Genomic DNA, 25818 nt, shown 5'->3' with positions numbered 1-25818 from the left:
CTCGCCCCGTGTCGCGGGTGCGGCCGGCGCCGGCCCGCGAACGCCTGCTCGCGCTGCTCGGCGCGGTCCTGTTCGGTGCGGGGGTCGGGGCGTTGGGCACCGTCGTCCACATGAACCTGGTCGCCGTCGGAGACGGGGCCTGGGCCGTGCCGTGGGGTGCGGCGCTCGCGCTGACCCTGGTCGGGTCCACTCAGCTGTGGTGGTCCCGGCGGGCCGACTCGCCCGCGGCCGGCGGTCTGCTCGGGGCAGCGGCGTTCACCGTGGCCTGGGCCGTGCAGACGCTGCCGGAGCACGACCGTCTCGGGGTGCCCCTGGACCCGGTGTTCGCGCAGCAGGCGCCGTTCGCGGCGCTCGCGGCCGCGCTGTGGCTGCTGGGGCTGCCGTTTGTCGTCGTGCTCGTCATGGCCCTGGCCGCCCGAGAGCGTCGACGTGCCCTGAGCGAGTAGGCTGGAGGCCACAGCAGACGCTCCGCCCCGCCGTCTCGGCGGGGCCGCCGAGCGATCCGACCAACGCAAGACCTGGACGAGAAGAAGGTGACGGGTCCGCCATGACCTATGTGATTGCGCTGCCGTGCGTCGACGTCAAGGACAAGGCGTGCATCGAGGAGTGCCCCGTGGACTGCATCTACGAGGGCGAGCGCTCCCTGTACATCCACCCGGACGAGTGCGTGGACTGCGGCGCCTGCGAGCCGGTGTGCCCCGTGGAGGCGATCTTCTACGAGGACGACACTCCGGAGGAATGGGCCGATTACTACAAGGCCAACGTCGAGTTCTTCGACGACCTGGGTTCGCCCGGCGGCGCCGCGAAGCTCGGGATGATCGAGAAGGACCACCCGATCGTCGCCGCCCTGCCCCCGCAGAACCAGGACGCCTGAGTCGTGCGGCGCCTGCCGGACTACCCGTGGGACACGCTGGCCCCGTACCGGGAGCGCGCGGGACAGCACCCCGACGGCGTCGTCGACCTGTCCATCGGCACGCCCGTGGACCCGACGCCGGCCGTGGTCCGGCGGGCGCTGAGCGAGGCCGCCGACGCGCACGGCTACCCGACGACGCACGGCACCGCGCGACTGCGCCAGGCGATCGCCGCGTGGTACGCCCGACGTCGCGGCACGGCCGGACTCGACCCGGAGGCGATCGTGCCCACGCTGGGCTCGAAGGAGTTCATCGCGTGGTTGCCGACGCTCATGGGCCTCGGCCCCGGCGACGTCGTCGTGCGTCCGCGCGTGGCCTACCCGACCTACGACATTTCGGCGCGCCTGGCCGGCGCGGAGGCGGTCGCCGCGGACGACCTCGACGAGCTCGAGCCCGATGTGCGCGCGCGTGTGCGCCTGGTGTGGACCAACTCGCCGTCGAACCCGACCGGCGCCGTCCTGGAGGCGGCGGCCCTGCGCCGCATCGTCGACCAGGGGAGGTCCCTCGGTGCGGTGGTCTGCGGCGACGAGTGCTACGCGGAGCTCGGGTGGGGGCGCTGGGACGACCCGTCTCACGGCGGCTCCGACGCGATCGCGTGCATCCTCGACCCCGCGGTCAGCGGCGGCGACCTCACAGGCCTGCTCAGCGTCTACTCGTTGTCGAAGCAGTCGAACCTCGCCGGATATCGGGCCGCGTTCGCCGCGGGCGACCCGGAGCTGGTGGCCGAGCTGGTCAACACCCGCAAGCACGCCGGCATGATCGTGCCCGCGCCCGTGCAGGCCGCGATGACCGCGGCCCTGGGCGACGACGACCATGTGGCGGCGCAGAAGGATCTGTACCGTGCCCGCCGTGAGCGGCTGCTGCCGGCGCTGCTGGAGGCCGGCTGCGCGGTCGACCACTCCGAGGCGGGACTGTACCTGTGGGCCCGACGCGCGGACATCGCTGTCGCGGACGCCACGGAGCAGCACAGCTGGGATCTGCTCGGCGAGTTCGCCGATCGCGGGATCATGGGCGGCCCCGGCGTCTTCTACGGTGCCGCGGGGCACGGGTACGTGCGCCTGTCGCTGACCGCGAGCGACGCCGCCGTCCAGGCCGCGGCGGACCGCCTGCGCGGCGGGCCGATTGCCGGGGCGTGAGGCGGTCTTGGTAGCGTAGGCCACATTGATTCTGCCTCGGCTCGGGGACGAGCCGCCTGACGGCTCCACGTCCGCCGGGGCATCATCGCCGGTCGTGCTCATCTCGGCGCGGCCACTGTCATCAACTCGAGGGAGTGCATCCGTGACCGAGAACGACACCGCCCGACTGAGCGTCGAGGGCAAGGACCTCGACCTGGGCCTCGTCCATGGCACCGCCGGCAACTCCGGCATCAACATCGCCGGACTGCTCAAGGAGACCGGCGACGTCACCTACGACCCGGGCTTCATGAACACCGCGAACGCCAAGTCCGCCGTGACCTTCATCGACGGCGACGAGGGCGTGCTGCGCTACCGGGGTTACGCGATCGAGGACCTGGCGAAGAACTCGTCCTTCATGGAGGTCGCCTACCTGCTGATTTACGGCGAGCTGCCCACCGCGGACACCCTCGCGGCGTGGGAGGAGAACATCGCCCGCCACACCATGGTCCACGAGGACATCAAGAACTTCTTCGGCGGCTTCCCGCGCGACGCCCATCCGATGCCGGTGCTGTCTTCGTCCGTCTCGGCCCTGTCCACCTTCTACTCTGATTCGCAGGACCCGTTCGACGAGGAGCAGGTGCACATCTCGACGATCCGCCTACTGGCCAAGGTGCCGGTGCTCGCGTCCTACGCGTTCAAGAAGTCGCTGGGCCAGCCGTTCATGTACCCCAAGAACGACCTGAACTACGTCGAGAACTTCCTGCGCCTGTGCTTCGGTGTGCCGGCCGAGGACTACGAGATCGACCCCGACGTCGTGAAGGCCCTCGACCTGCTGCTGATGCTGCATGCCGACCACGAGCAGAACTGCTCGACCTCGACCGTGCGCCTGGTCGGCTCGGCCCACGCGAACATGTTCGCCTCCGTCTCCGCCGGCATCAACGCCCTCTACGGGCCGCTGCACGGCGGCGCGAACGAGGCCGTGCTGAACATGCTGCGCCGCATCCAGTCCGAGGGCATGAAGCCCGAGGAGTTCATGGAGAAGGTCAAGAACAAGGAAGACGGCGTGAAGCTCATGGGCTTCGGCCACCGGGTCTACAAGAACTACGACCCGCGCGCGAAGATCATCAAGTCGACCGCCGAGGAGATCCTCGTCAAGCTCGGCGGCAACGACGAGCTGCTCGAGATCGCCCAGCGCCTCGAGGAGAAGGCCCTCGCCGACGACTACTTCATCGAGCGCAAGCTGTACCCGAACGTCGACTTCTACACCGGCGTGATTTACAAGGCCATGGGCTTCCCGGAGAAGATGTTCACCGTGCTCTTCGCCCTCGGCCGCCTGCCCGGCTGGATCGCGCAGTGGCGCGAGATGATCGAGGACCCGGAGACCAAGATCGGCCGTCCGCGCCAGATCTACACCGGCCACCCGCTGCGCACCTACGGCGCCTGAGCGGCCCGTCGAGAACGGCCCCGCCGTCACCTGTCCGAGGTGGCGGCGGGGCCGTGTCGTGTGTCGGAGCCGTCCTGGTCGAGACGCCGGCGTGGGCGGACAGCCGTGGGCGCGGGTCTCGCCGCGGTCCGGGTCCGCCCGACGCGCGGCTCAGTTCTTGTGCAGGGCCTCGTTGAGCTCGACGGTGCCGGCGGCGCGGGGCAGGGCCTCGACGGCGCCGGTGGTCGAGTTGCGGCGCAGCAGCAGGTTCGGCACGCCGGAGAGGTCGATGGCCTTCACCACCCGCGGCTGCTCGCCCTCGCGCAGCACGCTCACGCGCGTTCCCGCGGTCACGTACAGGCCGGCCTCGACGACGCAGTCGTCGCCGACGGAGATGCCGATCCCGGCGTTCGCGCCGATCAGCACACGTTCACCCACCGTGATCTTCTGCGTACCGCCGCCGGAGAGCGTGCCCATGATCGACACGCCTCCGCCCAGGTCCGAGTCCGCGCCGACGACGACCCCGGCCGAGATGCGGCCCTCGACCATCGAGGTGCCCAGCGTGCCGGCGTTGAAGTTCACGAAGCCTTCGTGCATCACGGTGGTGCCCTCGGCCAGGTGCGCGCCCAGGCGCACGCGGTCGGCGTCGCCGATGCGCACTCCGGAGGGGACGACGTAGTCGGTCATGCGCGGGAACTTGTCCACGCCGAACACGTTCACGGCCCCGCGCGAGCGCAACCGTGCCCGGGTGGTCTCAAAGTCGGCGACCGCACACGGGCCGTGATTGGTCCACACGACATTGCTCAGCAGGCCGAAGATGCCCTCGAGGTTCAGCTCGTTCGGGCGCACGAGCCGGTGGGAGAGGGCGTGCAGGCGCAGCCAGGCGTCCTCGGCGGAAGCGGGGGCGGAGTCCAGGTCCACGGACACGTCCACGACCTGCTGGCGAGTGCCGCGGGCCTCGTCCTCGGTCGCGGCGGCCTCGAGTGCCGCGCGCAGCCCGTCGTCGCCGGGGGCGTCGGCGAGCTTCGGCGCCGGGTACCAGACGTCCAGGACGGTGTCGCCGTGGCGGGTGGCCAGTCCGAGGCCGGAGACAGTTCGGGTGTTCTGCTGTGCGGTGTCAGTCATGCGGCCCACCCTAACCAGGCGTCACGGCGCGGGAGACCTCTGCGTCTGCGGCGGTCACACTGTGGTCGCCGGCATCGCGGATGCGCCACACTGGCGCGCATGAATCGCACCGAGAATCCCGTCGCACCGCTGCCCGACCTGACGGACCCGCACCTGGACGTCGCCGCGCTCACCGCGCGGCTGCTGGACGTGTATTCCGTCTCCGACCACGAGCAGCAGATCGCCGATCTCGTCGAGCAAGCGCTGCGCCGCCTCGAGCGCCTGGAGGTCGAACGCCACGGGGACGCCCTCGTCGCACGCACCCGGCTCGGCCGCGACACCCGGGTGATCCTCGCCGGGCATCTGGACACCGTGCCGTTGCCGACGGTCGAGGGCGCGCGCGGGACGGTCCCCTCCGCCTGGGACGGTGACACCCTCTACGGGCGCGGCGCCGTGGACATGAAGTCCGGCGTGGCGGTGCAGCTCGCCCTCGCCGGACGCTACGGCTGCGCTGGCGGCCCCGAACCGGTTCATGACATCACCTGGGTGTTCTACGACCACGAAGAGGTCGACTCCGCTTGTTCGGGTCTGGCCCGGATCGCGCGGCAGGCGCCCGGGCTGCTCGAAGGAGACTTCGCGGTGCTGCTCGAACCCACTGACGGCGTCGTCGAGGGCGGGTGCAACGGCACCTGTCGCTACCGGGTGCGGCTCAGCGGCGTCGCTGCCCATTCGGGGCGCGCCTGGCGCGGGGACAACGCGATCCACCGGCTGGCGCCGCTGCTGGGGGCACTGGCTGCCTACGAGCCGGCCACGGTGACGGTGGAGGGCCTCGACTACCGGGAGGGGCTCCATGCGATCCGCGTGCACGGCGGGGTGGCGGGCAATGTGATCCCGGACGAGGCGGTCGTCGAGGTCAATTACCGGTTCGCCCCGGACAAGGGGCTGGACGAGGCGCACGCGCACGTGCGGGAGGTGTTCGCCGCGGCCGGGGTGGACTGGGACACGCAGGTGGAGGTCACCGACGCCTCGCCGTCCGCTCGTCCGGGGCTCGATCGGCCGGCCGCTGCGGCCTTCGTCGCCGCCGTCGGGGGAGAGCCCAAGCCCAAGTACGGGTGGACGGATGTCGCCCGCTTCTCGCAGCTCGGCGTGCCCGCGGTGAACTTCGGCCCCGGCGACGCGCTGCTCGCCCACACCGACGACGAGCATGTCCACCGTGAGGCGGTCGAAGACTGCCGGGACGCCCTGATCGCCTGGCTCGACTGACCCGGCGCGTGCCGGGGCGTCAGGTCACGGGCACGGCTCGGGCTCGGCGGCCTCGCCCGAGTTCAGCTCCTGGTCGAGCCGGTAGCCGGTGTCCTGGGTGGCGGCCTGCAGCAGTCGGTCGCGCTGCCCGCTCTCGCGCAGCCGCTGGATCGTCTCGGACACGGCGGGGCAGAGCGGGGACCCGGAGGCCAGCCCGACGCCGTAGCGCTGGGTGCTGAACGCCGCGTCCTCGATGCCGGCGAGCTCCATCGTCTCCTGCAGCTCACCGTCCTTGACCAGGCCGGCGAGCACCATGTCGTCGCCGGCGACCGCGTCCACGAACCCGGACTCTAAGTAGACGACGCACTCGGCGAGGCTGTGCTGCTGGATCATCTGCGTCGAGTCCGGGGCCGCTTCTTCCACGGCGTCGAGCGAGGTGGAGCCCTCGGCGACGCAGACCCGGCGGTCGCGCAGGTCCGTCAGCGAGTCCATCTCGTCGCTGTCCTCGGTGCGCACCAGCAGGTCCTGGTCGGCCACCAGGTAGGGGCCGGCGAAGTCGATCTGCTCCTGACGGTTCTCGGTCATCGAGAAGGCAGCCGCAACCAGGTCGACCTCCCCGTCCCGCAGCGCCTGCGCGCGCTCGTGCGGCAGCAGCGGGACCCAGTCGATCTCGCGCTCAGAGACCTCGAGCCGGTCGGCGATCCGGCGGGCGACCTCGACGTCGAAGCCCTCGGGGCGGTCGCCGTCCTCGATCAGGCCCAGGCCGGGCGAATCGGCGCTGATCCCGATCCGCAGCTGGTCGACCTCGGGTGCCTGGACCGGCGTCCCGGACGGGGAGCCGGAACCGGAGGCGCTCGAGGACGGACGCCGGTCCTCGTCCGTGCGCCGGTCCTCCTGCTCGGGGGCAGGCTTCGGCTCCGGTTCGGCCTCCTGCGGGGCGCACGCGCCGAGCGCCAGGGTGGAGGCCAGGAGCAGGGACGAGAGGATTCTCGAACGGGACATGCCCGGAATATAGCCCGGAACCCGGCTATGGCGTGCACCTCGGCGCGCGGGCCGCAGTGCATGGCTAGGCTGACGTCATGCTCACCGTTTCCCCTGCACCAGCGACGCCCTGCGACGCCCGCGCCCGTCTGCCTCAGGAGACACGGGCATGACCTGGCCGATCTGGCTCACCCTCGTCTGCGTCCTGGCCGCCGTGCTCGCCGCTCTCGTGGCCGTCGCCCTCGGGCGGCTCACCCTGCCCGGCCGGGAGGCGGCGGGGCAGACTCAGCATCCGCCCGTCCCGCTGCCGCCGGAACCGCACGCCGAGGACGTCGAACTCGTCCGGTTCTCCCTCGACGTGCCCGGGTACGAGCGCGGACAGGTCGATCAGGCCATGGACCTGTTGGCCGCCCAGCTGCGCGCTCAGGAGGCGCAGATCGCCCGGTTGCAGGCCCGGTTCGTCGGTGATCGCGTCAGTGAGGAATAATGGGAGTGTGACGGGCCGCGCGCCACTGGGGCGCCGCCGGACCGTCGGGCCGTCGTGAGGGCGCGTGAGGATTCTCCGGACGTGACGCGCGAGGCCCGTGTCGACAACTGACCAGCAGAAGGGAAGTCGCAATGGCCGCCATGAAGCCTCGTACCGGGGATGGCCCCATGGAAGTGACCAAGGAGGGCCGCAGCCTCATCATGCGAGTTCCGATCGACGGCGGTGGCCGTCTTGTGCTGGAGCTGAACAAGGATGAGGCGACGGAGCTGCGGGACTGCCTCGTGGGCGTCACCGACGCCTGAACACCGCGCCGCCTCGCCGGGCCCCGATCTGCGTTCTCCGCGCAGGTCGGGGCCCGGCTGTCTGTGAGCTCTGCTCACCGCGGCCGGGCGGCGCTCCATCCGGGACGGCGGCGTCCGTCGACGCGTATTCAGGCGCGGGTTCAGCGGCGCACGGCGAGCAACACGCCCGTGCCGGTCGGGACGACGGAGGAGACCCACGCTTCGTCCTCGCGCAGCGCCTTGTCGACGGTGCGGTGCGCCACGGTCACGGCGTCGCGCACGGCGGGGCGCGGCACGCGGTCACCGTGGAGGGAGTCCACCACGACCAGCAGACCGCCGGGCCGAAGCATCCGGCGGGCCTGTGCGACGTCGAAGGCGAGGGAACCCGGGTCGCCGTCCAGGACCACCAGCTCGTACGAGCCCGCGGAGAGCCGGGGGAGCACGGTGCGCGACAGGCCCGTGATCATGCGGGTGCGCTGGGTCGGCAGACGAGCCTCCCCGAAGGCCTCACGGGCGGCACGCTGGGCGTCGCCGTTCGGGTCGAGGGTCGTCAGGACCGCCGAGGCGGACAGGCCCGCCATCAGCGCCAGCCCCGACACCCCCGCGCCGGTGCCGACCTCCACCGCCGCCGAGGCGCCCGAGGCGGCGGCCAGGACGGTCAACAGGCTCGCGGTGCCCTCGGACACGGGGCGGACGCCCAGTTCCGTCGAGCGCTCCCGAGCGCGGCGCAGCACATCGGTCTCGACGCCACGGGACTCGGCGTGCTGCCAGCTGGCGTGCTTCTGGGCCGCATGCGAGCTCTGGGTCGTGATGGGGGAGTCGGTCATCGTCGTCGGGGTCCTTCCCTCGCGAGGCTGCTCTCGCGCCGTGCGGCGCTCTCGAGCGGCCGACAGGCGCGGGCAGGCGCGGGACCGGGCCGTCTCGAGTGTGGGGTTCAGTCTAGGACCCGGCCAGAACCCAGCCTTCTCCCAGTCCCGGTCGTCATGATGGGCGCAGGCCGGGCACGGCCGCGTCCGGCGGTCGACGACGTCCACCGAAACAGCGGGAGCGAGGAGGCCTCGACATCGTGGCACACCACCCTCTCGGACGCCTCGACTCCTACCTGGAGGGGCGCCTGACGCCGCGGGTTCGCGCCCGGATCGCCGCGCACGTTCAGCGGTGCCCGATGTGCGCTTCCGCCGCGCGGGAACGTCAGCAGGTCCTCGCGGCCGCCTGGCAGACGGACCCGGACACCCGCAGCGGCCCGGCGGGCGGGAGCTCCCGTGGCCTCGGTGGCCCCGCTCCGGCCGTACGCGGGCACCCGGAGCCCGGGGCCGACGACACCGCGTCTGCGCAGCGTCTGGGCACGGTGATGGCGCGAGGCGGCCGTTCCGGGCGGATCGTCGTGACGGGCCTGAGCGCTGCGGTGCTGGGCGCCCTGGCCCTCGCCGGACTGTGGACTGCCGGAGCCCCGGAGCCGACGTCGGCGACGTCCCTGCGCACCGCCGCGGAACGGGCCCGCACCGTCTCCGCCGACCAGGAGGGCGAAGAAGAAGCCGAGGAGGGCCTCGGCGACCTGCGCCGTGCCGGGTGGTCGGTGCCGAGCCTCTACACGGCGGGCCTGGAACCGACGGACGTGCGCTCGCGCGCCGCGGACGGCGTTGTCGAACTGGAGGTGCTGTGGACCGGAGCCGCAGACGGTGTGCGCGTCCGAGAGTGTCGCAGCGAGTCTGCGGACCGAGAGGGGCAGGCCCGTCCGCCGCAGCGGTGCCCGTCGGAGGCCGACGGCGCTCGAGCGGGGTCTGCGCCCGAGCCCGATCGGGCGATCGTCGCGCGCACCGCCGGGACGGGCGCAGCCATCGACTACCGCGTGCTCGGTGACCGGGACGCGCCGGCCGAGCCGTGGAGCGTCGCGTTCGACTCGGCGGGCGCTCGGTATGTGGTGAGCTCACAGATGCCCCGGGACAGGATCCGACCGGTGCTGAGCCTGCTCTCGGCGGCCGACCGGGCGCGGGTGCAGGAGGCTGAGGACGACGACGGGCCCGGGCAGCGGCTGCGCCGCGGCCTCGACCGGGTGCGGGAGGCCGTCCCGCTGGCCGCGCGGATCAGGGGCCCGTTCGTCGGCGCGGGGCCGTCGTGGGCGGCGACGCCACCGATCGTCGGCCGCTAGTCTCTAGTAGAGTGCCGTGATGTGAACTGGGGTATCAACGGCAGCGAATTCATCGTCCTCATTCTGCTCGCCATCATCGTGCTGGGCCCGGACAAGCTGCCCGAGTACACACGGCAGTTCACCGCCTGGCTGCGCAAGATGCGCGACATGGCCGAGGGCGCTAAGACCCAGTTCAAGGAAGAGACCGGATCCGACTTCGACGAGATCGACTGGCGCAAATACGACCCGCGCCAGTACGACCCCCGACGGATCATCCGCGAAGCACTGCGTGAGCCCGCCGCCGGCGGACGGCCCTCCGCGGCGCAGCGGGCGGGGATCACCCCGGTTCGCGGCGAGGACATGCACGGCGGCCTGAGCCGGGAGGATCTGGCGGACATGGACCCCCGGTCGATCTTCCGCAGCTCTCCCGCACCGAGCGGCTCGCACGCGGTCGGGCAGGTCGCCCGCGATGCCGACGGCTCGGTCGCCGCGGGCGGTGCGGCCGCCGTCGGCGGAGCTGCGGCCGCCATCATGGGCTCTGGCGGGGCCGAGGCGCTCGTCGACGACCAGGACCGCTCCGCGGCGCCGGCACAGGAGCTGACGACCGAGCCCGATCCGATGGAGCTTCTCGGCCTGGCTCCCGCCCCGTTCGACGTCGACGCCACCTGAGGCCGCCCTGGCGCCTCAGCGCGGGCTGACCGGCAGCCCGCGACCGCGCAGCGAGTCCGGCCGCACCGCGAGGCGCCCGGCGATCGCACGCAGGCTCTCGGCCGCGGGGGAGGCGTGTGCGGTCATGACGATCGGTTCCCCCGCGTCGCCGCCGGCGCGCACAGCCGGCTCAAGGGGCACGGTGCCCAGCAGCGGCACGTCGGTCTCGAGCGCCGCGGTCAGCCGCCGGGCGACCTCTGCGCCGCCGCCGGCGCCGAACACGTCGAGCACGGTGCCGTCGGGCAGCGTCATGGGTCCCATGTTCTCGACCACCCCGAGCACCGACTGACCGGTCTGCCGCGCCAGCTGGCCGGCGCGGGCGGCGACCTGCGCGGCGGCGTGCTGGGGCGTCGTCACGACCAGCAGCTGCGAGGTCGGCAGCAGCTGTGCCGCGGAGATCGCGATGTCCCCGGTGCCCGGGGGCAGGTCGATCAGCAGCACGTCCAGATCCCCCCAGTACACGTCCGTGACGAACTGCTCGAGCGCCCGGTGCAGCATGGGTCCGCGCCACGCGACGGGTCGGTCCTCATCGAGGAACATGCCGATCGAGATGACCTTCACCTGGTGCGCCACCGGCGGCAGGATCATGTCCTCGACCCGGGTGGGGCCGGCCTCGATGCCCAGCAGTCCGGGGATCGAGAACCCGTGCACATCGGCGTCGATCAGCCCGACGGACAGTCCCCGGGCGGTGAGAGCGACCGCCAGGTTCGCGGTGAGGGTGGACTTGCCGACCCCGCCCTTGCCCGAGGCCACACCGATCACGCGAGTCAGCGAGTCCGGGCCGAACGGGTTCGCCGGACGGGAGCCGCGCAGTCGCTCCTGCAGAGCGCGGCGCTGTTCGGGGGTCATCACGTCCAGGCTCACATCGGCCCGTCCGACGCCGGGCACGGCCTCCGCCGCGGCGCGCACGTCGTCGACGAGGGTGTCCTTGAGCGGGCAGCCGGCGATGGTCAGGCACACCAGGACGGCGACGACGCCGTCGCCGACCTCCGTCACGGCGGCCACCATGCCCAGTTCGGTGACCGGACGGCGGATCTCGGGATCCTGCACGGCGGCCAACGCCGCCAGGACCTCGCGTTCCAGGGACGTGTCGGCGCCGAGCCGGGTCGGCAGGTCGGGCTCAGTGCTCATCACGGACCTGCTGCGTGGAGGGCGAGTACTCGGCCGAGGTGTTCGGGGCACCGTCCTGCCGTTCCTGCGCGGCGATGATCGCGAGCGTGGTGGTCTGCGGCTCGGCGTCGCCCTGCGCGCGGGCGGGGGAGTCGCGCTTCTTCTTCTTGGACTTCTTGCGGGGCGCCTGATCGCGCAGCAGGTCGGCGCGCACCTCGGCGCGGATCTCTTCGCGCAGGGACTCGCGCAGCTCCGCCACCAGGTCCTCGGTCGAGCTGCGCAGCTCCGAGCGCACGAAGTCGCGTGTGGAGACGTCCTGCAGTGCGATGCGCAGCCCGGCGATCTCCCGGGTGAGGTACTCGGTGTCGGCCAGGTTGCGCTCGGCCCGGTCCCGATCCTCGCGCAGCGCCACCTTGTCGCGGTCGTCCTGGCGGTTCTGGGCGAGCAGCAGCAGGGGAGCGGCGTAGGAGGCCTGCAGGGAGAGGACGAGCGTCAGCGCGGTGTAGCCGAGGGCTGCGGAGTCGAAGCGCAGCGGCTCGGGTCCGTACGTGTTCCACCCGATCCACAAGGCGCAGAACATCGTCATCCACAGCAGGAACTGCGGGGTGCCCATGAACCGGGCGAAGCCCTCGGTGGCTTCGCCGAACGCGTCCGGGTTGGGCGACAGCCGGGGCATGCGCCGACTGCGGGCGCTCAGCGGGGTGTCGAGGCCCGGCCGGGAGTCCCGGGCGTCTTTGGTGTGCTCGGCCATCTCACGTCCTCCGGTTCGTCGTGGGGCCCGCCGCGGGCGCGGCCGGTGCGCCGCCGCGCGCCGACGCGGGGCCGCCGGCGGTCGGGGCGGGGTTCTCGGTGCTGGGTGCGGGCGTCTGGTCCGGGTCCATCGCGCGCCAGTCCTCGGGCAGGATGTGGTCGAGGACATCGTCGACCGTCACGGCCCCGACCACGCGCTGCTGTTCGTTGACCACGGGGATGCAGGTCAGGTTGTACGTGGCGAGCTCGCGCGTGACGTGCGTGACGGGCGCGAGGTCCGAGACCGGCTCCAGGTCCTTGTCCAGCAGATTGCCCAGCGGTTCAGGCGGCGGGTACCGCAGCAGCTTCTGGAAGTGCACGACGCCCAGGTAACGGCCCGTCGGCGTCTCGAGCGGCGGACGCGCGACGATCACCAGGGAGGCGCGGGCGGGGGAGATCTCCGTCTGACGGATCGTGGCCATCGCCTCGGCCACGGTTGCCTCGGGCGCCATGATGACCGGCACCGGCGTCATGACCGAGCCGGCCGTGTCCTCCTCGTACTCGAGCAGGCGCCGCACGTCCTCGGCGTCCTCGGGCTCCATGAGTTCGAGCAGCAGTTCCTGCTGATTGTCCGGCAGCTCCCCGAGCAGGTCGGCCGCGTCGTCCGGGTCCATCTCCTCGAGCACGTCGGCCGCGCGCTCGATATCCAGGTGAGAGAGGATCTGGACCTGGTCGTCATCGGGCAGCTCCTGCAGCACGTCCGCCAGACGCTCGTCCTGCAGCTCGTTGGCCACCTCGACGCGCCGCTTGTCCGTCATGTCATGGAGCATGTCCGCCAGGTCGGCCGGCTTGAGGTCCTCGTGCGCCGCCACGAAGCTCGTCGCGCCCTGCGGCTCGGTGCCGCGGGCCCAGCGGGAGCGATCCCAGTCCACGAGCCGATGCTGACCACGGGCACGGCCGAATGCCCCGCGCCCGGTCACCTCGCGCACGTAGACCTCGGTCACGATCCAGTCGCCGTTGCGCTGCCGCTCGATCGCGAGGTCCTCGAGCACGGACTCGTGTTCGTGCTCGAGCCTGCCCTCCTCGTCCACGAGCACCATGCGCCGGTCGAAGAGGTCGCCGGCCACCGTCTGTTCGGCACCGCGCCGTGAGAAGCGCCGCAGGTTGATCAGGCCCGTGGTGAGAATCTGCCCGGAGTCCATGCTCGTCACACGCGTCATGGGGACGAACACGCGTTTCTTGCCGGGCACCTCGATGACGAGCCCGGTCGCGATCGGGGGCTGGTGCAGGCCGCGGTCGACCACCACAACGTCCCGCAGACGGCCGAGCCGGTCGCCGAGCGGGTCGAACACGTCGAGGCCGAGCAGACGGGCGACGAAGATCTTCGGATTGCTCACGGATACACACTAGTGCGGAGCGCCCGTGAAGGCGCGGCTGTGGCCAGGCGCGAGGGACAGGCAGAATGGGGCGCATGTCGTTCATGATGTCCGCGCCCGCAGGCGCCCGCGGCGAAGGGATGCCGCAGGGCGAGCTGCTCGCCACTTACTCCACATACGCCCAAGCCCGTGAGGCCGTCAGCACGCTGGTCGCCGCAGAGGACTTCCCGGCCACGGCCGTGTCGATCGTCGGCAAGGACCTGCGGGTCGTCGAACGCGTACGGGGCCGCCTTGGCTACCCCCAAGTGGCCCTCGGCGCCGCGTTCCGCGGCCTGTTCTTCGGCGCGATGCTCGGCGGCTTCATGCTGCTGATCAACCCCGCGCTGGGCTGGCAGCAGGTGCTCGTCTCCTCTGCGCTGGGTGTGGGCGTCTGGATGATCTTCGGCGTGATCGCCTTCGCGGCCCGCAAGGGGCAGACGTCGGGGCAGACCTCGGTCGCCTCGACGCAGCAGCTGGTGCCCGTCTCCTACGACGTCGTGGTGGCCTTCGACCATGCCTTCCGAGCGCGTCAGCTGCTGCGTCTGGGCGGCGCCGGCGCCGACCCGGGCACGGCCCCCGGTGGCAGCACGGCGAGCACGCAGCCCGGCCCCGCCGCCGCGTCCTCGACGGCGCGGACCGGGGGGAGCGGTCCGGCCCCCGCCTCGGACGTCCCCGGCGACTCCGCCCCTGCGGGGCAGAGGGGCTCGGAGCCGCCGAAGGGCCTCGACCGCTCCTACGGCCAGCACCTCTCCGACGACGAGGTCGCTCGCCTCATCGAGGCCCGCGGCGGCGCGGCACCCTCACCGCGATCGGACGGTGCCGCGGCGGACGGCGCGCCCGCCGAGCACGACGGGCACCGCGGCCGCTGAGTCCTCAGCCCTGCAGGCGGGCCATCCAGGCCTCGACCTCCTCCGGGGTGCGCGGCAGCGCCGCCGAGAGGTTCTCGGCCCCGTCCGCGGTGACGAGGATGTCGTCCTCGATGCGCACGCCCATGCCCCGGTACTCCTCGGGCACCGCGAGGTCCTCGGCCTTGAAGTACAGGCCCGGCTCGATCGTGAACACCATGCCCGGCTCGAGCACGCCGTCCAGGTAGAGCTCCCGCTTGGCCTGCGCGCAGTCGTGCACGTCCAGGCCGAGATGGTGGCTCGTGCCGTGCGGCATCCAGCGCCGGTGGTGCTGGCCCTGTTCGGACAGGGCGACCTCCGGCGAGACCGGCAGCAGACCCCAGTCGTCCAGGCGCTCGACGAGCACCCGCATCGCCTCAGCATGCACATCGCGGAATCGGATGCCCGGGCGCACGATCGCGAAGGCCGCGTCCGCCGCGTCGAGCACCGCCTGGTAGACGCGGCGCTGCACCGGCGTGAAGGCCCCGTTCACGGGCAACGTGCGCGTGATGTCGGCGGTGTAGAGCGAATCCGCCTCGACACCGGCGTCCAGCAGGAGCAGATCGCCGTCGCTGACCTGCCCGTCGTTGGTGATCCAGTGCAGGATCGTCGCGTTGTTCCCGGCGGCCGCGATCGTGTCGTAGCCCAGGTCGTTGCCCTCTTCGCGGGCGCGGGCGAAGAAGGCGCCCTCGACGACCCGCTCGCCGCGGCGGTGGCCGATCGCGCGGGGCAGCGCCCGCACGACGTCTTCGAAGCCGGCGATCGTGGCCGCCACCGAGCCGCGCAGCTGCTCGACCTCCCACTCGTCCTTGACCAGACGCAGCTCGGAGCAGAACTCGGAGAGCTCCCCGTCGAGCGCGTCGGAGGACTCCAGGTCCACGCCCGTGTTGATCCGGGAGGTGTCCACGAGCGCCTCCATGTCCAGATCGGAGCCGCGCAGCAGACGGATGCGCAGGCCGCCGAACTCGACGGCGCCGGCGTTCTTGGTCACCGCCACTTCGAGCTCCTCGAGCCCGGCGGTGCGCATGCCCGTGCGGGCGCGCATCTGGGCGAGCGTCGGCCGCGGGCCGATCCAGAACTCGCCCGAGCGTGGATCCGCGTAGAACTGCTCGGAGTCACGGCCGGCGAGCGGACGGAAGTACAGGGTCGCCTCGTGGTTCGAACCGTCGTCGCCGGCGCCCTCGTCGGTGGGCTCGAGCACGAGCACCGCGTCCGGCTCGTGGTCGACGCCCAGGCCGGTCAGGTGGGCGAACGCTGAATGCGCGCGGAAGCGGTAGTCCGTGTCGTTCGAGCGCACCTTCAGCCGACCGGCCGGCACCACGACGCGCTCGCCGGGGAAGCGGGCGGAGACGGCCGCGCGGCGGCGGGCCGCGTGCGGGGCCGAGGCATCGGCATCGGGAAGCTCCTGCGAGGCGGGGGCCCACTGGCTGCCCATGAACGCGCGGAAGGCGTCCGAGGAGGGGCGCTGGGAGCGGTTCTCTACCCGGTCGGCCAGCGGCTGGGGCGGGGCCGGCGACGCGGTGGCGTCCTGGGCCTGCGGGGCGGTCTCGGGCTGGTTCTCGTTCTGGCTCATGGTCTCCATCATGTCACCGGCCCCGGCTGACGGCGCGGACGACCCTGCCGCCGGTGACCTGCCGGCCGTAGGCTGGAATCATGAGTGATCCGCGCTACGACCTGCACACGCATTCGACAGCCTCCGACGGCACACAGCCCCCGTCCGAGGTCGTGCGGTCCGCGCAGCGGGCGGGGTTGGACGGGATCGCGCTGACCGATCACGACACGACCGCCGGCTGGGCCGAAGCGATGCACACGGCGCGCGAGACGGGGACGCTGCTCGTGCCGGGCATGGAGTTCACCTGCCGCACCCACGAGGGGATCAGCGTCCACCTGCTGGCCTACCTGCCCGACCCCGACGATGAGGCGATGGTGGCCGAGACGCGCCGGGCGCGGGCGGCACGCCTGGAACGGGCGCAGCTGATGGTCGAGCGGCTCGCCGAGGACTTCGACATCACGTGGCAGCGCGTGCTCGACCACGCCGGTGAGGACGCGACGATCGGTCGGCCGCATCTGGCCGACGCGCTCGTGGCCATCGGCGCGGTGTCCAACCGCTCGGAGGCCTTCGCCCACATCCTCACCGGCTCGTCGAAGTACTACGTGCCGCACTACGCCCCGGACCCGTCCCACGCGGTGCGGCTGGTGCGGGCGGCCGGCGGCGTGCCGGTGTTCGCGCATCCGTTGGCCGCCGCGCGGGGACGCGTCGTCGGCGATGAGGTGTTCGAGCAGATGATCGAGGCCGGACTCGCCGGTCTCGAAGTGGAACACCGGGACAACCCGCCCGAGGCGCGGGAGCGCTTGAGCGCTCTGGCCCAGCGGCACGGCCTGTTCACGACGGGCTCCTCGGACTACCACGGGGCGGGCAAGCCCAACCGCCTGGGCGAGCACCTGACCCATCCGGAGGTGCTCGCCGAGATCGAACGGCAGGGGACCGGCACCCCGGTCGTGCGATCGTGACGGTGCGGCGGGCCTGCTGTGATCAGCGCCCGTCGCGACCGCGCCGGCGCGCGGCTCCGCGGCGGATCACGATGCCATCGCGGTCAGCGCCCTCGACGCCCTCGGTGCGGCGACCTCGTACGCGGCGGGTACGACGTCGCGACGGCGTCGCGGACTCCTCGCGGCCGGCGGCGTCGGAGGATCGACGAGAGCGGGACGTCCCTGCCGAGCGCGAGGCCTCCGGCGAGGACGTGCGTCCACCGGAGCGGGAGTTTGCCGAGCGTGCTGGTGTGGACTTGCTCCGATCAGCGGAGCCCGTCCCCTCACGGGCCGGGCCGCCGCGTCGAGCGCCGGAGCGTCCCCCGCGCGAGGGCTTCTGACCGGACGGCTCCGGCGGCCCCTGGGCATCGTCCGGACGCGGCGCCGCGTCCCGCGCGGACGTCGTGCCGCCGGCGGCGTCGTCGGAGGCCCGGCGGCCGGCGCGACGACGGCCGCCGTTCTGCTGCCGCTGGCCGTCCTTGCTCCCGGAGCGGCCACGACCGCCGCGTCCCTTCCGCTGTCCGTCCCGGGAGGACTCCCCGCCGCGCCCGGAGGCCTTCTGCGCGGATGGGCCGCCGAGATCCTCGAGCACCTCGGCGTCGAGACCGGCCAGCACGCGCTTGTCCTTGGGCAGGCGACCCTTGGTGCCCTGGGGGATGTTCAGGTCCTCGAAGAGCTGCGGGGAGGAGGAGTACATCTCCGGCGGCTGCGGCTGGCCGAGGCCCAGGGCCTTGTCGATCAGGGACCAGCGGGGCAGGTCCTCCCAGTCCACGAGCGTCACGGCGATGCCCGTGTTGCCGGCGCGGCCGGTGCGACCCACACGGTGCACGTAGGTCTTCTCGTCCTCCGGGGCCTGGAAGTTGAACACATGCGTCACATCGTCCACGTCGATGCCACGGGCGGCGACGTCGGTGGCCACGAGGATGTCCACCTTGCCCGTGCGGAAGGCGCGCAGGGCCTGTTCGCGCGCACCCTGGCCCAGATCGCCGTGCAGCGGGCCGGCCGCGAAGCCGCGCTTGTTCAGCTCGTCGGCGACGCGGGCGGCGGTGCGCTTGGTGCGGGTGAAGATGATCGTGCGGCCGCGGCCCTCGGCCTGCAGGGCCCGGGCGATCAGCTCGTCCTTGTCCATGTGGTGGGCCCGGTAGACGATCTGCCGGATGTCCTTCTTCGTCAGGCCCTCGTCGTCCGGGTCCGATGCGCGGATGTGGGTCGGATGGCTCATGTAGCGGCGGGCCATGGCGACCACCGGTCCCGGCATCGTCGCCGAGAACAGCATGGTCTGGCGGCGCTGCGGCACGGCGGCCAGCAGGGTTTCCACGTCCGGCAGGAAGCCCAGGTCCAGCATCTCATCGGCCTCGTCCAACACGACCGTGTTGATCAGATCCAGGCGCAGATGGCCCTGGCGCATCAGGTCGATCAGGCGGCCCGGGGTGCCGACCACGACCTCGACGCCCTTCTGCAGTTCCTCGATCTGCGGCTCGTACGCGCGGCCACCGTAGATGGTCGCCACGCGCACCGAGCGCTTCGACGCCGCGACGACAAGGTCACCGGCCACCTGGTTCGCCAGTTCACGGGTCGGTGCGATCACGAGCGCCTGCGGGGCGCCCGCGGTGCCGGCTGCCTCGAGCTCGTCCCAGCCCGGCTCACCCGGGCCGACCGCCCGCTGCAGCGCGGGCAGGCCGAAGCCGAGGGTCTTGCCGGTTCCGGTCTTGGCCTGGCCGATGATGTCGTGGCCGCCGAGGGCGACCGGCAGGGTCATCGACTGGATCGGGAACGGACGGGTGATGCCGCGCTCGCTCAGGGCGGCGACCATGTCCGCGTGGACCCCGAAGTCGGCGAAGGTCTGCTCGGTCTCCGGTGCAGCGTCGTGGTTGTTCTCGGTGGGCTTCTCGCTCATGCGCGTCCCTCATTCTCGAATCGGTGGAAGCCGATCGCGGGAACACACCGGGCGAGGCCATCGGGACCTCCGCCCGGGAACCCGGTCCGGCCGCCGGGGTCGAGTCGGCGGCGCCGCCGGATTCGGCAGGTCGTGGCGCTCTTCCGCCGCCCATGCCGGGCCGCGGGGGCCGTGCGGGCCCGGGCGCAGGTGAAGGTGAACAGGTGCGACCGGTCATCCTCGTGCCGCCAGTCTAGCCCCAGCGGGCCCGGACATGGGCCCACACGACCGAGGCTCCGACTCGACGTCGGGGCCTCGGGGGAGTCGGGGTCAGGGCGCGGATCAGGACGCCGCGAAGCCCAACGGCGCGGCCTTCTGTGCGCCGATCTCGACGAAGGCGATCTTCGCGCCGGGCACGACGACCTGGCGGCCCTTCTTGTCGGTCAGGGCGAGCACGGAGCCGTCGGCGAGCGCCGCGTCCACGGCGGCCCGCACCTCGTCGGCGCTCTGCTCGGTCTCCAGGACCACCTCGCGGCTGGCGTGCTGCACGCCGATGCGGATCTCCATGGGGTGTCCACTTCCTTTCCTCACGCGGAATCTTCTCGGGCCCAGCCTAGGGCACCTCGACCGGGCGGAACGGCCTCAGGCGGTGCGCTCTGAGCGAGACGAATCGTCGTGCGCGGGACACTCCGTGCCCAGCGGGGCCGTCGGTCGTGCGGGGGCCACATCGATGTCGAAGAGCACCTGCAGGGCGCGCTCGTACTCGTCGAGCCGGCCGTCGGCCGCGAACTGCCGCGCGCGTACCGTCGGGCCGTGCAGCAGCTGCTTGACCATGCGGCGCAGCGCGAACTCGACCTCCTCGGCGGCCGCGGTGCACCCGTGCCGGCGACGCACTCGCTCGAGTTCCTCGTCCAGGGTCGCGAGGGTGTGGCGGCGCAGCGCCGTGATGGCCTCGCCCGCGGTGCGCCCCCGCAGCGACTCGGTGTACTCCGCCAGTGCCGCATCGACGAGCACGCGGGCTTCGCCGACGGCGGCCTCCGCCTGCTCGGGGGCGGCCAGACGCACCGACTCGAGGGTGATCAGCTCGACGTCGTCGAGGTCGGCCGTCGCCGGGTCGAAATCACGGCTCAGAGCCAGGTCCACGAGCGTGAGGGGGCGCTCGGCGCCGCGGCGCAGCTGCGCCAGAGTCTCCCGTCCGAGCTGCCGCCCGGAGCCCGAGGAGCCGATGATGACGTCCGCCTCGGCGATCGCACCGTGCACGTGCTCGCCGCCCAGGGGCAGGGCCCAGCCGCCGCGGTCCGCCACGAACTGCTCGGCGCGGCCCGAGGCGGAGTGCACGCCGACGGCGGTGGCTCCGCGCTCGGCCAGCTGCGCCAGCGTCGTGCCCGCGTAGGAGCCGGTGCCGATCAGCAGCACGTTGGCCTCGGCCCAGAACGCGGCGCGCTCCTCCTCGCCGTGCAGGCCTCGCAGCTGTTCCGTCAGGTCCAGGGCGACGGTGACCACCGAGCGGCCGGTGGCCCCGAGAGCGGTCTGTGAGCCGATGTCCTTCGCGGTGCGCGTCGCCGACTCGAACAGCCGCACGAGCGGGCCGGTGGCGGTGCCGGCCTCGCGGGCCTCCAGGAGTGCGCGGCGCACCTGACCGGCGATCTCTCGCTCGCCGACGACGGCCGAGTCCAGTCCCGCGCCGACCTCGAAGAGGTGCCGTGCAGTGGCCTGGGGTCCCAGGGTCCGCAGGGCTCGGCGTGCGACGTCGACCTCCACGTCGGCGCTGTCCGCCAGGGCCGAGACGATCTGCTCGCTCGCGCCGGAGACGTCTGCGTCGGCGGCCTCGGCATAGATCTCCACGCGGTTGCACGTGGCCAGGACGACGGCGCCCTTGGCGGAGCCGGTGGGCACGGCGGCGAGGACGTCGGAGGATCCGGCGCTCAGGCGCGCCACGGTGTCCAGGTCGACGTCGTGATGGGAGGCAGCAAGGCAGAAGAGTGTCACGGCGCGGGACAGTCTAGCCGTTCATGCCCGCAGCGGGCTGGTCCGCAGCGCGGCCGGCGGAGTGTCGGGCACGTCGTGCACCGGTGCGGCGGGTGCAGGAGTGGGACAATGAACCGCATGTCAGTCCAGAGCTCGCCTCAGTCCGCGTCGGCGGCCCCCGCGGCCCTGCCCTCCGATCACCCGCTGCGCACCCGCGAAGCCGCGCGATCAACCGTGTCCTCGCCGCTGGTCGCTGCGCTGCGTGGGCAGCGGCCGCAGCGTCACCCGGTGTGGTTCATGCGTCAGGCCGGCCGTTCGCTTCCCGAGTACCGAGCGGTGCGTGAGGGGATCGGAATGCTCGATTCGTGCCTTCGACCGGATCTTGTGCGTGAAATCACGATGCAGCCGGTGCGGCGGCATGACGTGGACGCGGCGATCTTCTTCTCCGACATCGTGGTGCCGCTGCGTCTGGCGGGCGTGGGCGTCGAGATCGTGCCGGGGGTCGGGCCGGTGCTCGACTCGCCTGTGCGCTCCGCCGCCGACGTCGCGGCCCTGCCCGAGCTGCAGGACTCGTCCCTCGATGTGATCCGCGAGGCCGTGTCGGCGACCGTCGAGGAGCTGGGCCCGCGCCCGTTGATCGGCTTCGCCGGGGCACCGTTCACCCTGGCCGCGTACATGGTGGAGGGACGTCCCTCACGCGACCACCTGGGCCCGCGCACCATGATGTACGCCGACCCCGCCGCGTGGGAGGCGCTGGCCGGGTGGGCCGCTCGCGTCTCCGGTCAGTTCCTGCGCGCCCAGATCCTGGCCGGCGCCTCCGCGGCGCAGCTGTTCGACTCCTGGGCCGGTTCGCTTTCGGCCACGGATTATCGCCAGCACGTGCAGGAGCACTCCGCCGCCGCGTTCGACGCGGTCGCCGATCTGGCCGGTCCTCGGGTCGCCGACGGCGCCCCGCTGCTGCACTTCGGCACCGGCACGGGGGAGTTCCTGCCCCTGATGCGCGACGCCGGGGCGAGCGCGGTCGGCGTCGACCATCGCATCAGCCTCGCCGAGGCCCATCGTCGGCTCAGCGCTGCTGCCGGCCCGGACGGACGCTCGGCCGTGCCCCTGCAGGGCAATATCGACCCTGCCCTGCTCTCGGCCGGCTGGGACGTGCTCGAGGCCCACGTGCGCGCGGTGGTCGCCTCCGGCGCACTGGCCCCGGGCCACGTCGTGAACCTGGCCCACGGGGTGCCGCCGACGACCGATCCGGATACGTTGACCAGGGTGGTGGAGCTGATCCACAGCCTCGACGTCGACCGCGAGCAGCAGGAGGACGCATGAGTCAGGGCCAGAACGCGACGACCCCGTCCGCCGCGGACCCGCAGACCGCCGGCACCGAAGCGCGCACAGCGCTGGTGATTGGCGGCGGGCTCGCCGGCCTGCTCAGCGCGCTGCGCCTGGCCCAGCAGGGCTACGCGGTGACCCTGGCCGAGGCGACCTCGGTGCTCGGCGGAGCGGTGTCCGCCCGCTACCTCGATGTGCCGAGCGTCGACACCGCCGGCGGCGAACAGCTGCAGACCCTCGAGCTGGACGGCGGCGCCGAGGCGTTCGCCGTGCGCGGAACCGCCGTCCACGAGCTGCTGGCCGAGCTGGGCATCGACGGGCGCGTCGTCGCGCCGGACGCCGGACGCTCGTGGATCCACGCCGCCCACGGGTCGTTCCGCGCGCCGGCGCTCGGCCTGCTCGGCATCCCCGGGGACCTCGATGCCGCCGACACCCTCGCGGCGCTGTCCGACGCCGGCCTGGACCGGGCCCGTCAGGACCTGCGCACCGACACCTCCGGCTGGCGTGCGGCTCTGGAGGCGGGTGAGGAGATCACCGTAGGCGCCCTGGTGCAGGACCGCATGGGCGAGGAGGTCCTCGAACGTCTCGTACGTCCGATCGTCGCCGGGGTGCATTCCGCCGACCCGTTCGCCGTCGATGCCCGACGCGTCGCCCCCGAGCTGGTGGAGGCCATGGTGGAGCACGGCAGCCTGAGCGCCGGCGTGGCCGCCCTGCGCGCCGCGCACGCCCCGGGATCGGCGGTCGCCGGCCTCGACGGCGGCATGAATCGCCTGACGCAGGCTCTGCTGAGCGCCCTGTCCGAGGCCGGAGCCTCCGTGCTGCGCGGTGTGCGCGTGGCGGCGCTGAAGCGGCTGTCCGATGCGGGCGGCTGGTGGGCCCAGATCTCGGACCGTGACGAGGAGGTCGTGCGCGGCCTTGACGTCGACCGCGTCGTGCTCGCCGTCGACGGGGCGGCCGCGTGGGACCTGCTGGCCCCCGCCAGCGGTGGGGACCTCGAGCAGGACGACGCGCCCGCGCTGTCCGAGGGCGTGGCGCTGGTGACCCTGGTCGTCGACCATGCGGGGCTGGACACGGCTCCGCGCGGCACCGGCGTGCTCGTCGCCGAGGACGCCGGTGTCGCCGCCAAGGCGCTCACACATGCCACCGCCAAGTGGGGATGGCTCGCCGAAGTCGTGCGTCGACCCGATGACGAGGGCCTCGCCCGGCATCCGCACCGCCATGTGCTGCGCCTGTCCTATGGGCGCCACGGCGGTCTCGACCCGCTCGGCTTCCGGTCCTCCGACGAGCAGTTGACAGACCAGGCCGTGGAGGACGCGGCCGTGCTGACGGGCCTGCCGATCCAGGCGGACGACGTGGTGGCCTCCACCGTGGTGCGCTGGCGGGCCTGCATCCCACCGCAGGCGGGACCGGACCGCACGCAGTTCACCCGGCTGCTCGAGTGGGCCGACCGCGTCGAGGGCCTCGACGTCGTCGGCTCGTGGGCCGACGGCACGGGGCTGGCTGCGGTCACCGCGGGCGTCGAGCGCCGCTTCGGCCGGTCGGCCGGGGCCATCTCGTCGCCCGCCGAGGCCACCCACCCGCATTTAGGCGACGGCGACGTCGCGACCGAGGAGAAGGAGATCACCCGATGAGCGAGACGACCACCCATCCACTGGCCGGCAAGGACTGGTTCACGACCTACACGATCTTCGCGCGCGAGCAGGACGCGGCCCCGTTGCAGGGCGAGGCTGCGCAGTCCGCCGTCGCCGAGTTCGACGCTCTCGTGGCCGAGCTGAACGAGGGCGGCGTCACTGTGCGCGGCACCTACGACGTCTCGGGCATGCGCCCGGACGCTGACGTCATGGTGTGGATGTACGGCGAGCGTCCCGAGGCGCTGCAGGCCGCGATCCGCCGCCTGCGCCGCACCCGTCTGCTCGCCGACACGCACATCGCCATGACCGCGATGGGCGCCGACCGCATGGCCGAGTTCAACAAGGAACACGTCCCCGCCTTCGCCGAGGGCCGCGAACCGCTGCAGTGGCTGTGCTTCTATCCTTTCGTTCGCTCCTATGACTGGTACCTGCTGGACCCGGCAGAGCGTGCCCGCATGCTGCGGGAGCACGGCAAGCTCGGCCAGGACTTCCCGCAGGTGTGGGCCAACACCACCAGCGCGTTCGGCCTCAACGACTGGGAGTGGCTGCTGGGCCTGGAGGCCCCCGAGCTGACGGACCTGGTGGACATGATGCGTCACCTGCGCAACAACGAGACCCGCATGCACGTGCGCGAGGAGGTCCCGTTCTACACCGGCCGCCGCGTGAGCACGGACGAGATCGTCGAGGTGCTGTCCTGATGTCGCAGACCCGTCACACCATGCCCGTGGCCGCCGCGGGGCGCGACTACGACGCGCACGGCACGATGATCCCGAAGGACTACGACGCGCTGCTGCTGGCCTCCTTCGGCGGGCCCGAGGGCCAGGACGACGTCATCCCGTTCCTGCGCAACGTGACGCGCGGGCGCGGCATCCCGGACGAGCGCCTCGAGGAAGTCGCCACGCACTACCGCGCCAATGGCGGCGTGAGCCCGATCAACGAGCAGAACCGCGCCCTGAAAGCCGCCATCGAGGCCGAGCTGGACCGTCGCGGCCTGCGGCTGCCCGTGTACTGGGGCAACCGCAACTGGGCGCCGTACGTCCCGGACGCCCTCGAGCAGATCCACGCCGACGGCCACCGGCGCGTTCTGACCGTGACGACCTCGGCGTACTCCTGCTACTCCTCCTGCCGCCAGTACCGCGAGGACATGGGCATGGCCATGCAGAAGACGGGGTTGGAGGGCACGCTCGACCTGGACAAGGCCCGTCAGTACTTCAACCACCCCGGCTTCGTGGAGCCCTTCGTCGAGGGGCTGCGCGCCGACCTCGCGTCGCTGCGTGAGGAACTCGGCGAGACCGCGCCGATCCACGTGCTCTTCTCGACGCACTCGATCCCGAACTCGGACGCCGCTGCGGCCGGACCGCGTCAGCTCGCCGCCGAGCTGCGCCAGGACGACGCCGAGGTGGGTGAGCGCGAGGGGGCGGACGTGTACTCGGCCCAGCATCTCGACGTGGCCCGCCACATCCTCGCCGGCGTTCCCGAGGCGCAGGATCTGGACTGGTCGCTGGTCTACCAGTCCCGGTCGGGCCCGCCGAGCGTGCCGTGGCTCGAACCGGACATCAACGACCGCATGGAGCAGCTTGCCGGCCCGGACGCCACGGGTACGCAACCGGCCGGGTTCATCGTGGTGCCGCTGGGCTTCGTCTCCGACCACATGGAGGTCGTCTGGGACCTCGACACCGAGGCGCGGCAGACCGCGGACGAGCTCGGTGTCGGGTTCCGCCGGACCCCGACGCCGGGGACGCACCCGGCGTTCGTCGCCGGTCTGGTGGACATCGTCGAGGAACGCCTGGGCCGACGCCCCGGACGCGCCGCGGTCGGCTGCTTCGAGGCGTGGGCCGACGTCTGCCGTCCCGACTGCTGCGCCAAGGTCATGCGCGATGGCTCGGTGCGCCCGACGACCTCGGCCGTCGACGCCGAGGTGCGTGGCCTGGCCGAGCACGCGGCCGGCGCGGCCGACGGTCAGGGCTGAG

The 25818-nt window shown here is 72.5% G+C and carries 25 protein-coding genes; 15 read left to right on the top strand and 10 right to left on the bottom strand.

Features of this window, described 5'->3' with window-relative positions; all coding sequences use genetic code 11:
* Positions 1-8 precede the first annotated feature (8 nt).
* The 4 genes from HDA30_RS05540 to HDA30_RS05525 all read left to right on the top strand — a co-directional run bounded on the left by HDA30_RS05540 (position 9) and on the right by HDA30_RS05525 (position 3470).
* The gene (locus HDA30_RS05540) at positions 9-446 is read left to right on the top strand and encodes a hypothetical protein (protein ID WP_184241327.1); all 438 of its coding nucleotides are present in this window, start codon (positions 9-11) and stop codon (positions 444-446) included.
* A gap of 101 nt (positions 447-547) precedes the next feature.
* Positions 548-874 (top strand): ferredoxin, encoded by a 327-nt coding sequence (fdxA, locus tag HDA30_RS05535; RefSeq protein ID WP_158496702.1) that lies wholly within the window; start codon positions 548-550, stop codon positions 872-874.
* Positions 875-877: 3 nt separating this feature from the next.
* A complete protein-coding gene (gene dapC / locus HDA30_RS05530; protein ID WP_158496703.1) occupies positions 878-2047 on the top strand; it encodes a succinyldiaminopimelate transaminase in 1170 nt (389 codons plus the stop codon).
* 142 nt (positions 2048-2189) lie between these two features.
* Complete coding sequence (locus HDA30_RS05525) at positions 2190-3470, top strand: citrate synthase (protein ID WP_158496704.1); 1281 nt, start codon at positions 2190-2192, stop codon at positions 3468-3470.
* A 150-nt stretch (positions 3471-3620) separates the two neighbouring features.
* Here HDA30_RS05525 and dapD read toward each other — a convergent pair whose 3' ends face one another.
* Positions 3621-4574, bottom strand: coding sequence for a 2,3,4,5-tetrahydropyridine-2,6-dicarboxylate N-succinyltransferase (gene dapD, locus HDA30_RS05520; RefSeq protein WP_184241326.1), 954 nt, complete (start codon positions 4572-4574; stop codon positions 3621-3623).
* Between the two features lie 99 nt (positions 4575-4673).
* Between dapD and dapE the strand changes: the two genes are divergently transcribed.
* Positions 4674-5816, top strand: coding sequence for a succinyl-diaminopimelate desuccinylase (gene dapE / locus HDA30_RS05515; RefSeq protein WP_184241325.1), 1143 nt, complete (start codon positions 4674-4676; stop codon positions 5814-5816).
* 24 nt (positions 5817-5840) lie between these two features.
* Here the strand turns inward: dapE and HDA30_RS05510 are convergent, their stop codons facing one another.
* A complete protein-coding gene (locus HDA30_RS05510) occupies positions 5841-6797 on the bottom strand; it encodes a transporter substrate-binding domain-containing protein (RefSeq protein ID WP_184241324.1) in 957 nt (318 codons plus the stop codon).
* A 148-nt stretch (positions 6798-6945) separates the two neighbouring features.
* Here HDA30_RS05510 and HDA30_RS05505 point away from each other — a divergent pair, with 148 nt between their 5' ends.
* Together HDA30_RS05505 and HDA30_RS05500 are read left to right on the top strand one after the other, a co-directional pair.
* Positions 6946-7263 carry a cell division protein DivIVA gene (locus HDA30_RS05505; RefSeq protein WP_184241323.1) on the top strand — a complete coding sequence of 106 codons (318 nt, stop codon included), beginning with the start codon at positions 6946-6948 and terminating at the stop codon, positions 7261-7263.
* A 131-nt stretch (positions 7264-7394) separates the two neighbouring features.
* On the top strand, positions 7395-7565 hold the full coding sequence (locus HDA30_RS05500; protein ID WP_158496709.1) for a DUF3117 domain-containing protein: 171 nt from the start codon (positions 7395-7397) through the stop codon (positions 7563-7565).
* 140 nt (positions 7566-7705) lie between these two features.
* Here HDA30_RS05500 and HDA30_RS05495 read toward each other — a convergent pair whose 3' ends face one another.
* Positions 7706-8371 carry an O-methyltransferase gene (locus HDA30_RS05495; protein WP_184241322.1) on the bottom strand — a complete coding sequence of 222 codons (666 nt, stop codon included), beginning with the start codon at positions 8369-8371 and terminating at the stop codon, positions 7706-7708.
* Positions 8372-8610: 239 nt separating this feature from the next.
* Here HDA30_RS05495 and HDA30_RS05490 point away from each other — a divergent pair, with 239 nt between their 5' ends.
* Positions 8611-9693, top strand: a complete 1083-nt coding sequence (locus HDA30_RS05490; RefSeq protein ID WP_184241321.1) for a hypothetical protein — start codon at positions 8611-8613, stop codon at positions 9691-9693.
* Between the two features lie 21 nt (positions 9694-9714).
* Positions 9715-10341, top strand: coding sequence for a twin-arginine translocase TatA/TatE family subunit (locus HDA30_RS05485; RefSeq protein WP_158496712.1), 627 nt, complete (start codon positions 9715-9717; stop codon positions 10339-10341).
* Positions 10342-10356: 15 nt separating this feature from the next.
* On the opposite strand, the gene HDA30_RS05480 is transcribed toward HDA30_RS05485, so the two are convergent.
* Genes HDA30_RS05480 through HDA30_RS05470 form a run of 3 tightly spaced genes read right to left on the bottom strand, consistent with a single transcriptional unit; the run spans position 10357 to position 13616 of the window.
* Positions 10357-11511 (bottom strand): Mrp/NBP35 family ATP-binding protein, encoded by a 1155-nt coding sequence (locus tag HDA30_RS05480; protein ID WP_184241320.1) that lies wholly within the window; start codon positions 11509-11511, stop codon positions 10357-10359.
* Positions 11501-12241 carry a DUF1003 domain-containing protein gene (locus HDA30_RS05475; protein ID WP_184241319.1) on the bottom strand — a complete coding sequence of 247 codons (741 nt, stop codon included), beginning with the start codon at positions 12239-12241 and terminating at the stop codon, positions 11501-11503. The genes HDA30_RS05480 and HDA30_RS05475 overlap by 11 nt, the downstream gene beginning before the upstream one ends.
* Position 12242: 1 nt before the next feature.
* Complete coding sequence (locus HDA30_RS05470) at positions 12243-13616, bottom strand: magnesium transporter MgtE N-terminal domain-containing protein (RefSeq protein ID WP_184241318.1); 1374 nt, start codon at positions 13614-13616, stop codon at positions 12243-12245.
* A 74-nt stretch (positions 13617-13690) separates the two neighbouring features.
* Between HDA30_RS05470 and HDA30_RS05465 the strand changes: the two genes are divergently transcribed.
* Positions 13691-14503, top strand: a complete 813-nt coding sequence (locus HDA30_RS05465; protein WP_184241317.1) for a YflT domain-containing protein — start codon at positions 13691-13693, stop codon at positions 14501-14503.
* Between the two features lie 4 nt (positions 14504-14507).
* Here the strand turns inward: HDA30_RS05465 and HDA30_RS05460 are convergent, their stop codons facing one another.
* Entirely contained in the window at positions 14508-16100 is a 1593-nt protein-coding gene (locus tag HDA30_RS05460; protein WP_425488401.1) for an aminopeptidase P family protein, read from the bottom strand.
* 71 nt (positions 16101-16171) lie between these two features.
* On the opposite strand from HDA30_RS05460, the gene HDA30_RS05455 reads away from it, so the two are divergent.
* Complete coding sequence (locus HDA30_RS05455) at positions 16172-17029, top strand: PHP domain-containing protein (protein ID WP_184241315.1); 858 nt, start codon at positions 16172-16174, stop codon at positions 17027-17029.
* Positions 17030-17051: 22 nt separating this feature from the next.
* On the opposite strand, the gene HDA30_RS05450 is transcribed toward HDA30_RS05455, so the two are convergent.
* The 3 genes from HDA30_RS05450 to HDA30_RS05440 form a co-directional block, all read right to left on the bottom strand.
* Positions 17052-18944, bottom strand: coding sequence for a DEAD/DEAH box helicase (locus HDA30_RS05450; protein ID WP_184241314.1), 1893 nt, complete (start codon positions 18942-18944; stop codon positions 17052-17054).
* A gap of 321 nt (positions 18945-19265) precedes the next feature.
* Positions 19266-19490 (bottom strand): DUF3107 domain-containing protein, encoded by a 225-nt coding sequence (locus HDA30_RS05445; protein ID WP_158496720.1) that lies wholly within the window; start codon positions 19488-19490, stop codon positions 19266-19268.
* Positions 19491-19565: 75 nt separating this feature from the next.
* Positions 19566-20912: a glutamyl-tRNA reductase gene (locus HDA30_RS05440; RefSeq protein WP_184241313.1), complete on the bottom strand. Its 1347-nt coding sequence runs from the start codon at positions 20910-20912 to the stop codon at positions 19566-19568.
* Between the two features lie 117 nt (positions 20913-21029).
* Here HDA30_RS05440 and hemE point away from each other — a divergent pair, with 117 nt between their 5' ends.
* The 4 genes from hemE to HDA30_RS05420 are packed head-to-tail and all read left to right on the top strand — an operon-like array spanning position 21030 to position 25817.
* Complete coding sequence (hemE, locus tag HDA30_RS05435; protein ID WP_184241312.1) at positions 21030-22214, top strand: uroporphyrinogen decarboxylase; 1185 nt, start codon at positions 21030-21032, stop codon at positions 22212-22214.
* Positions 22211-23848, top strand: coding sequence for a protoporphyrinogen/coproporphyrinogen oxidase (locus HDA30_RS05430; protein WP_184241311.1), 1638 nt, complete (start codon positions 22211-22213; stop codon positions 23846-23848). The genes hemE and HDA30_RS05430 overlap by 4 nt, the downstream gene beginning before the upstream one ends.
* Entirely contained in the window at positions 23845-24546 is a 702-nt protein-coding gene (gene hemQ / locus HDA30_RS05425; RefSeq protein ID WP_184241310.1) for a hydrogen peroxide-dependent heme synthase, read from the top strand. The genes HDA30_RS05430 and hemQ overlap by 4 nt, the downstream gene beginning before the upstream one ends.
* Positions 24546-25817: a ferrochelatase gene (locus HDA30_RS05420; RefSeq protein WP_425488387.1), complete on the top strand. Its 1272-nt coding sequence runs from the start codon at positions 24546-24548 to the stop codon at positions 25815-25817. Before hemQ ends, HDA30_RS05420 begins: the two co-directional genes overlap by 1 nt.
* The last annotated feature ends 1 nt before the right edge of the window (position 25818 follow it).

This window comes from Micrococcus cohnii (assembly GCF_014205175.1).
Taxonomy (GTDB): domain Bacteria; phylum Actinomycetota; class Actinomycetes; order Actinomycetales; family Micrococcaceae; genus Micrococcus; species Micrococcus cohnii.
The sequence above is the reverse complement of the archived record's forward strand: the minus strand, read 5'-3'. Positions and strand labels throughout refer to the sequence as shown.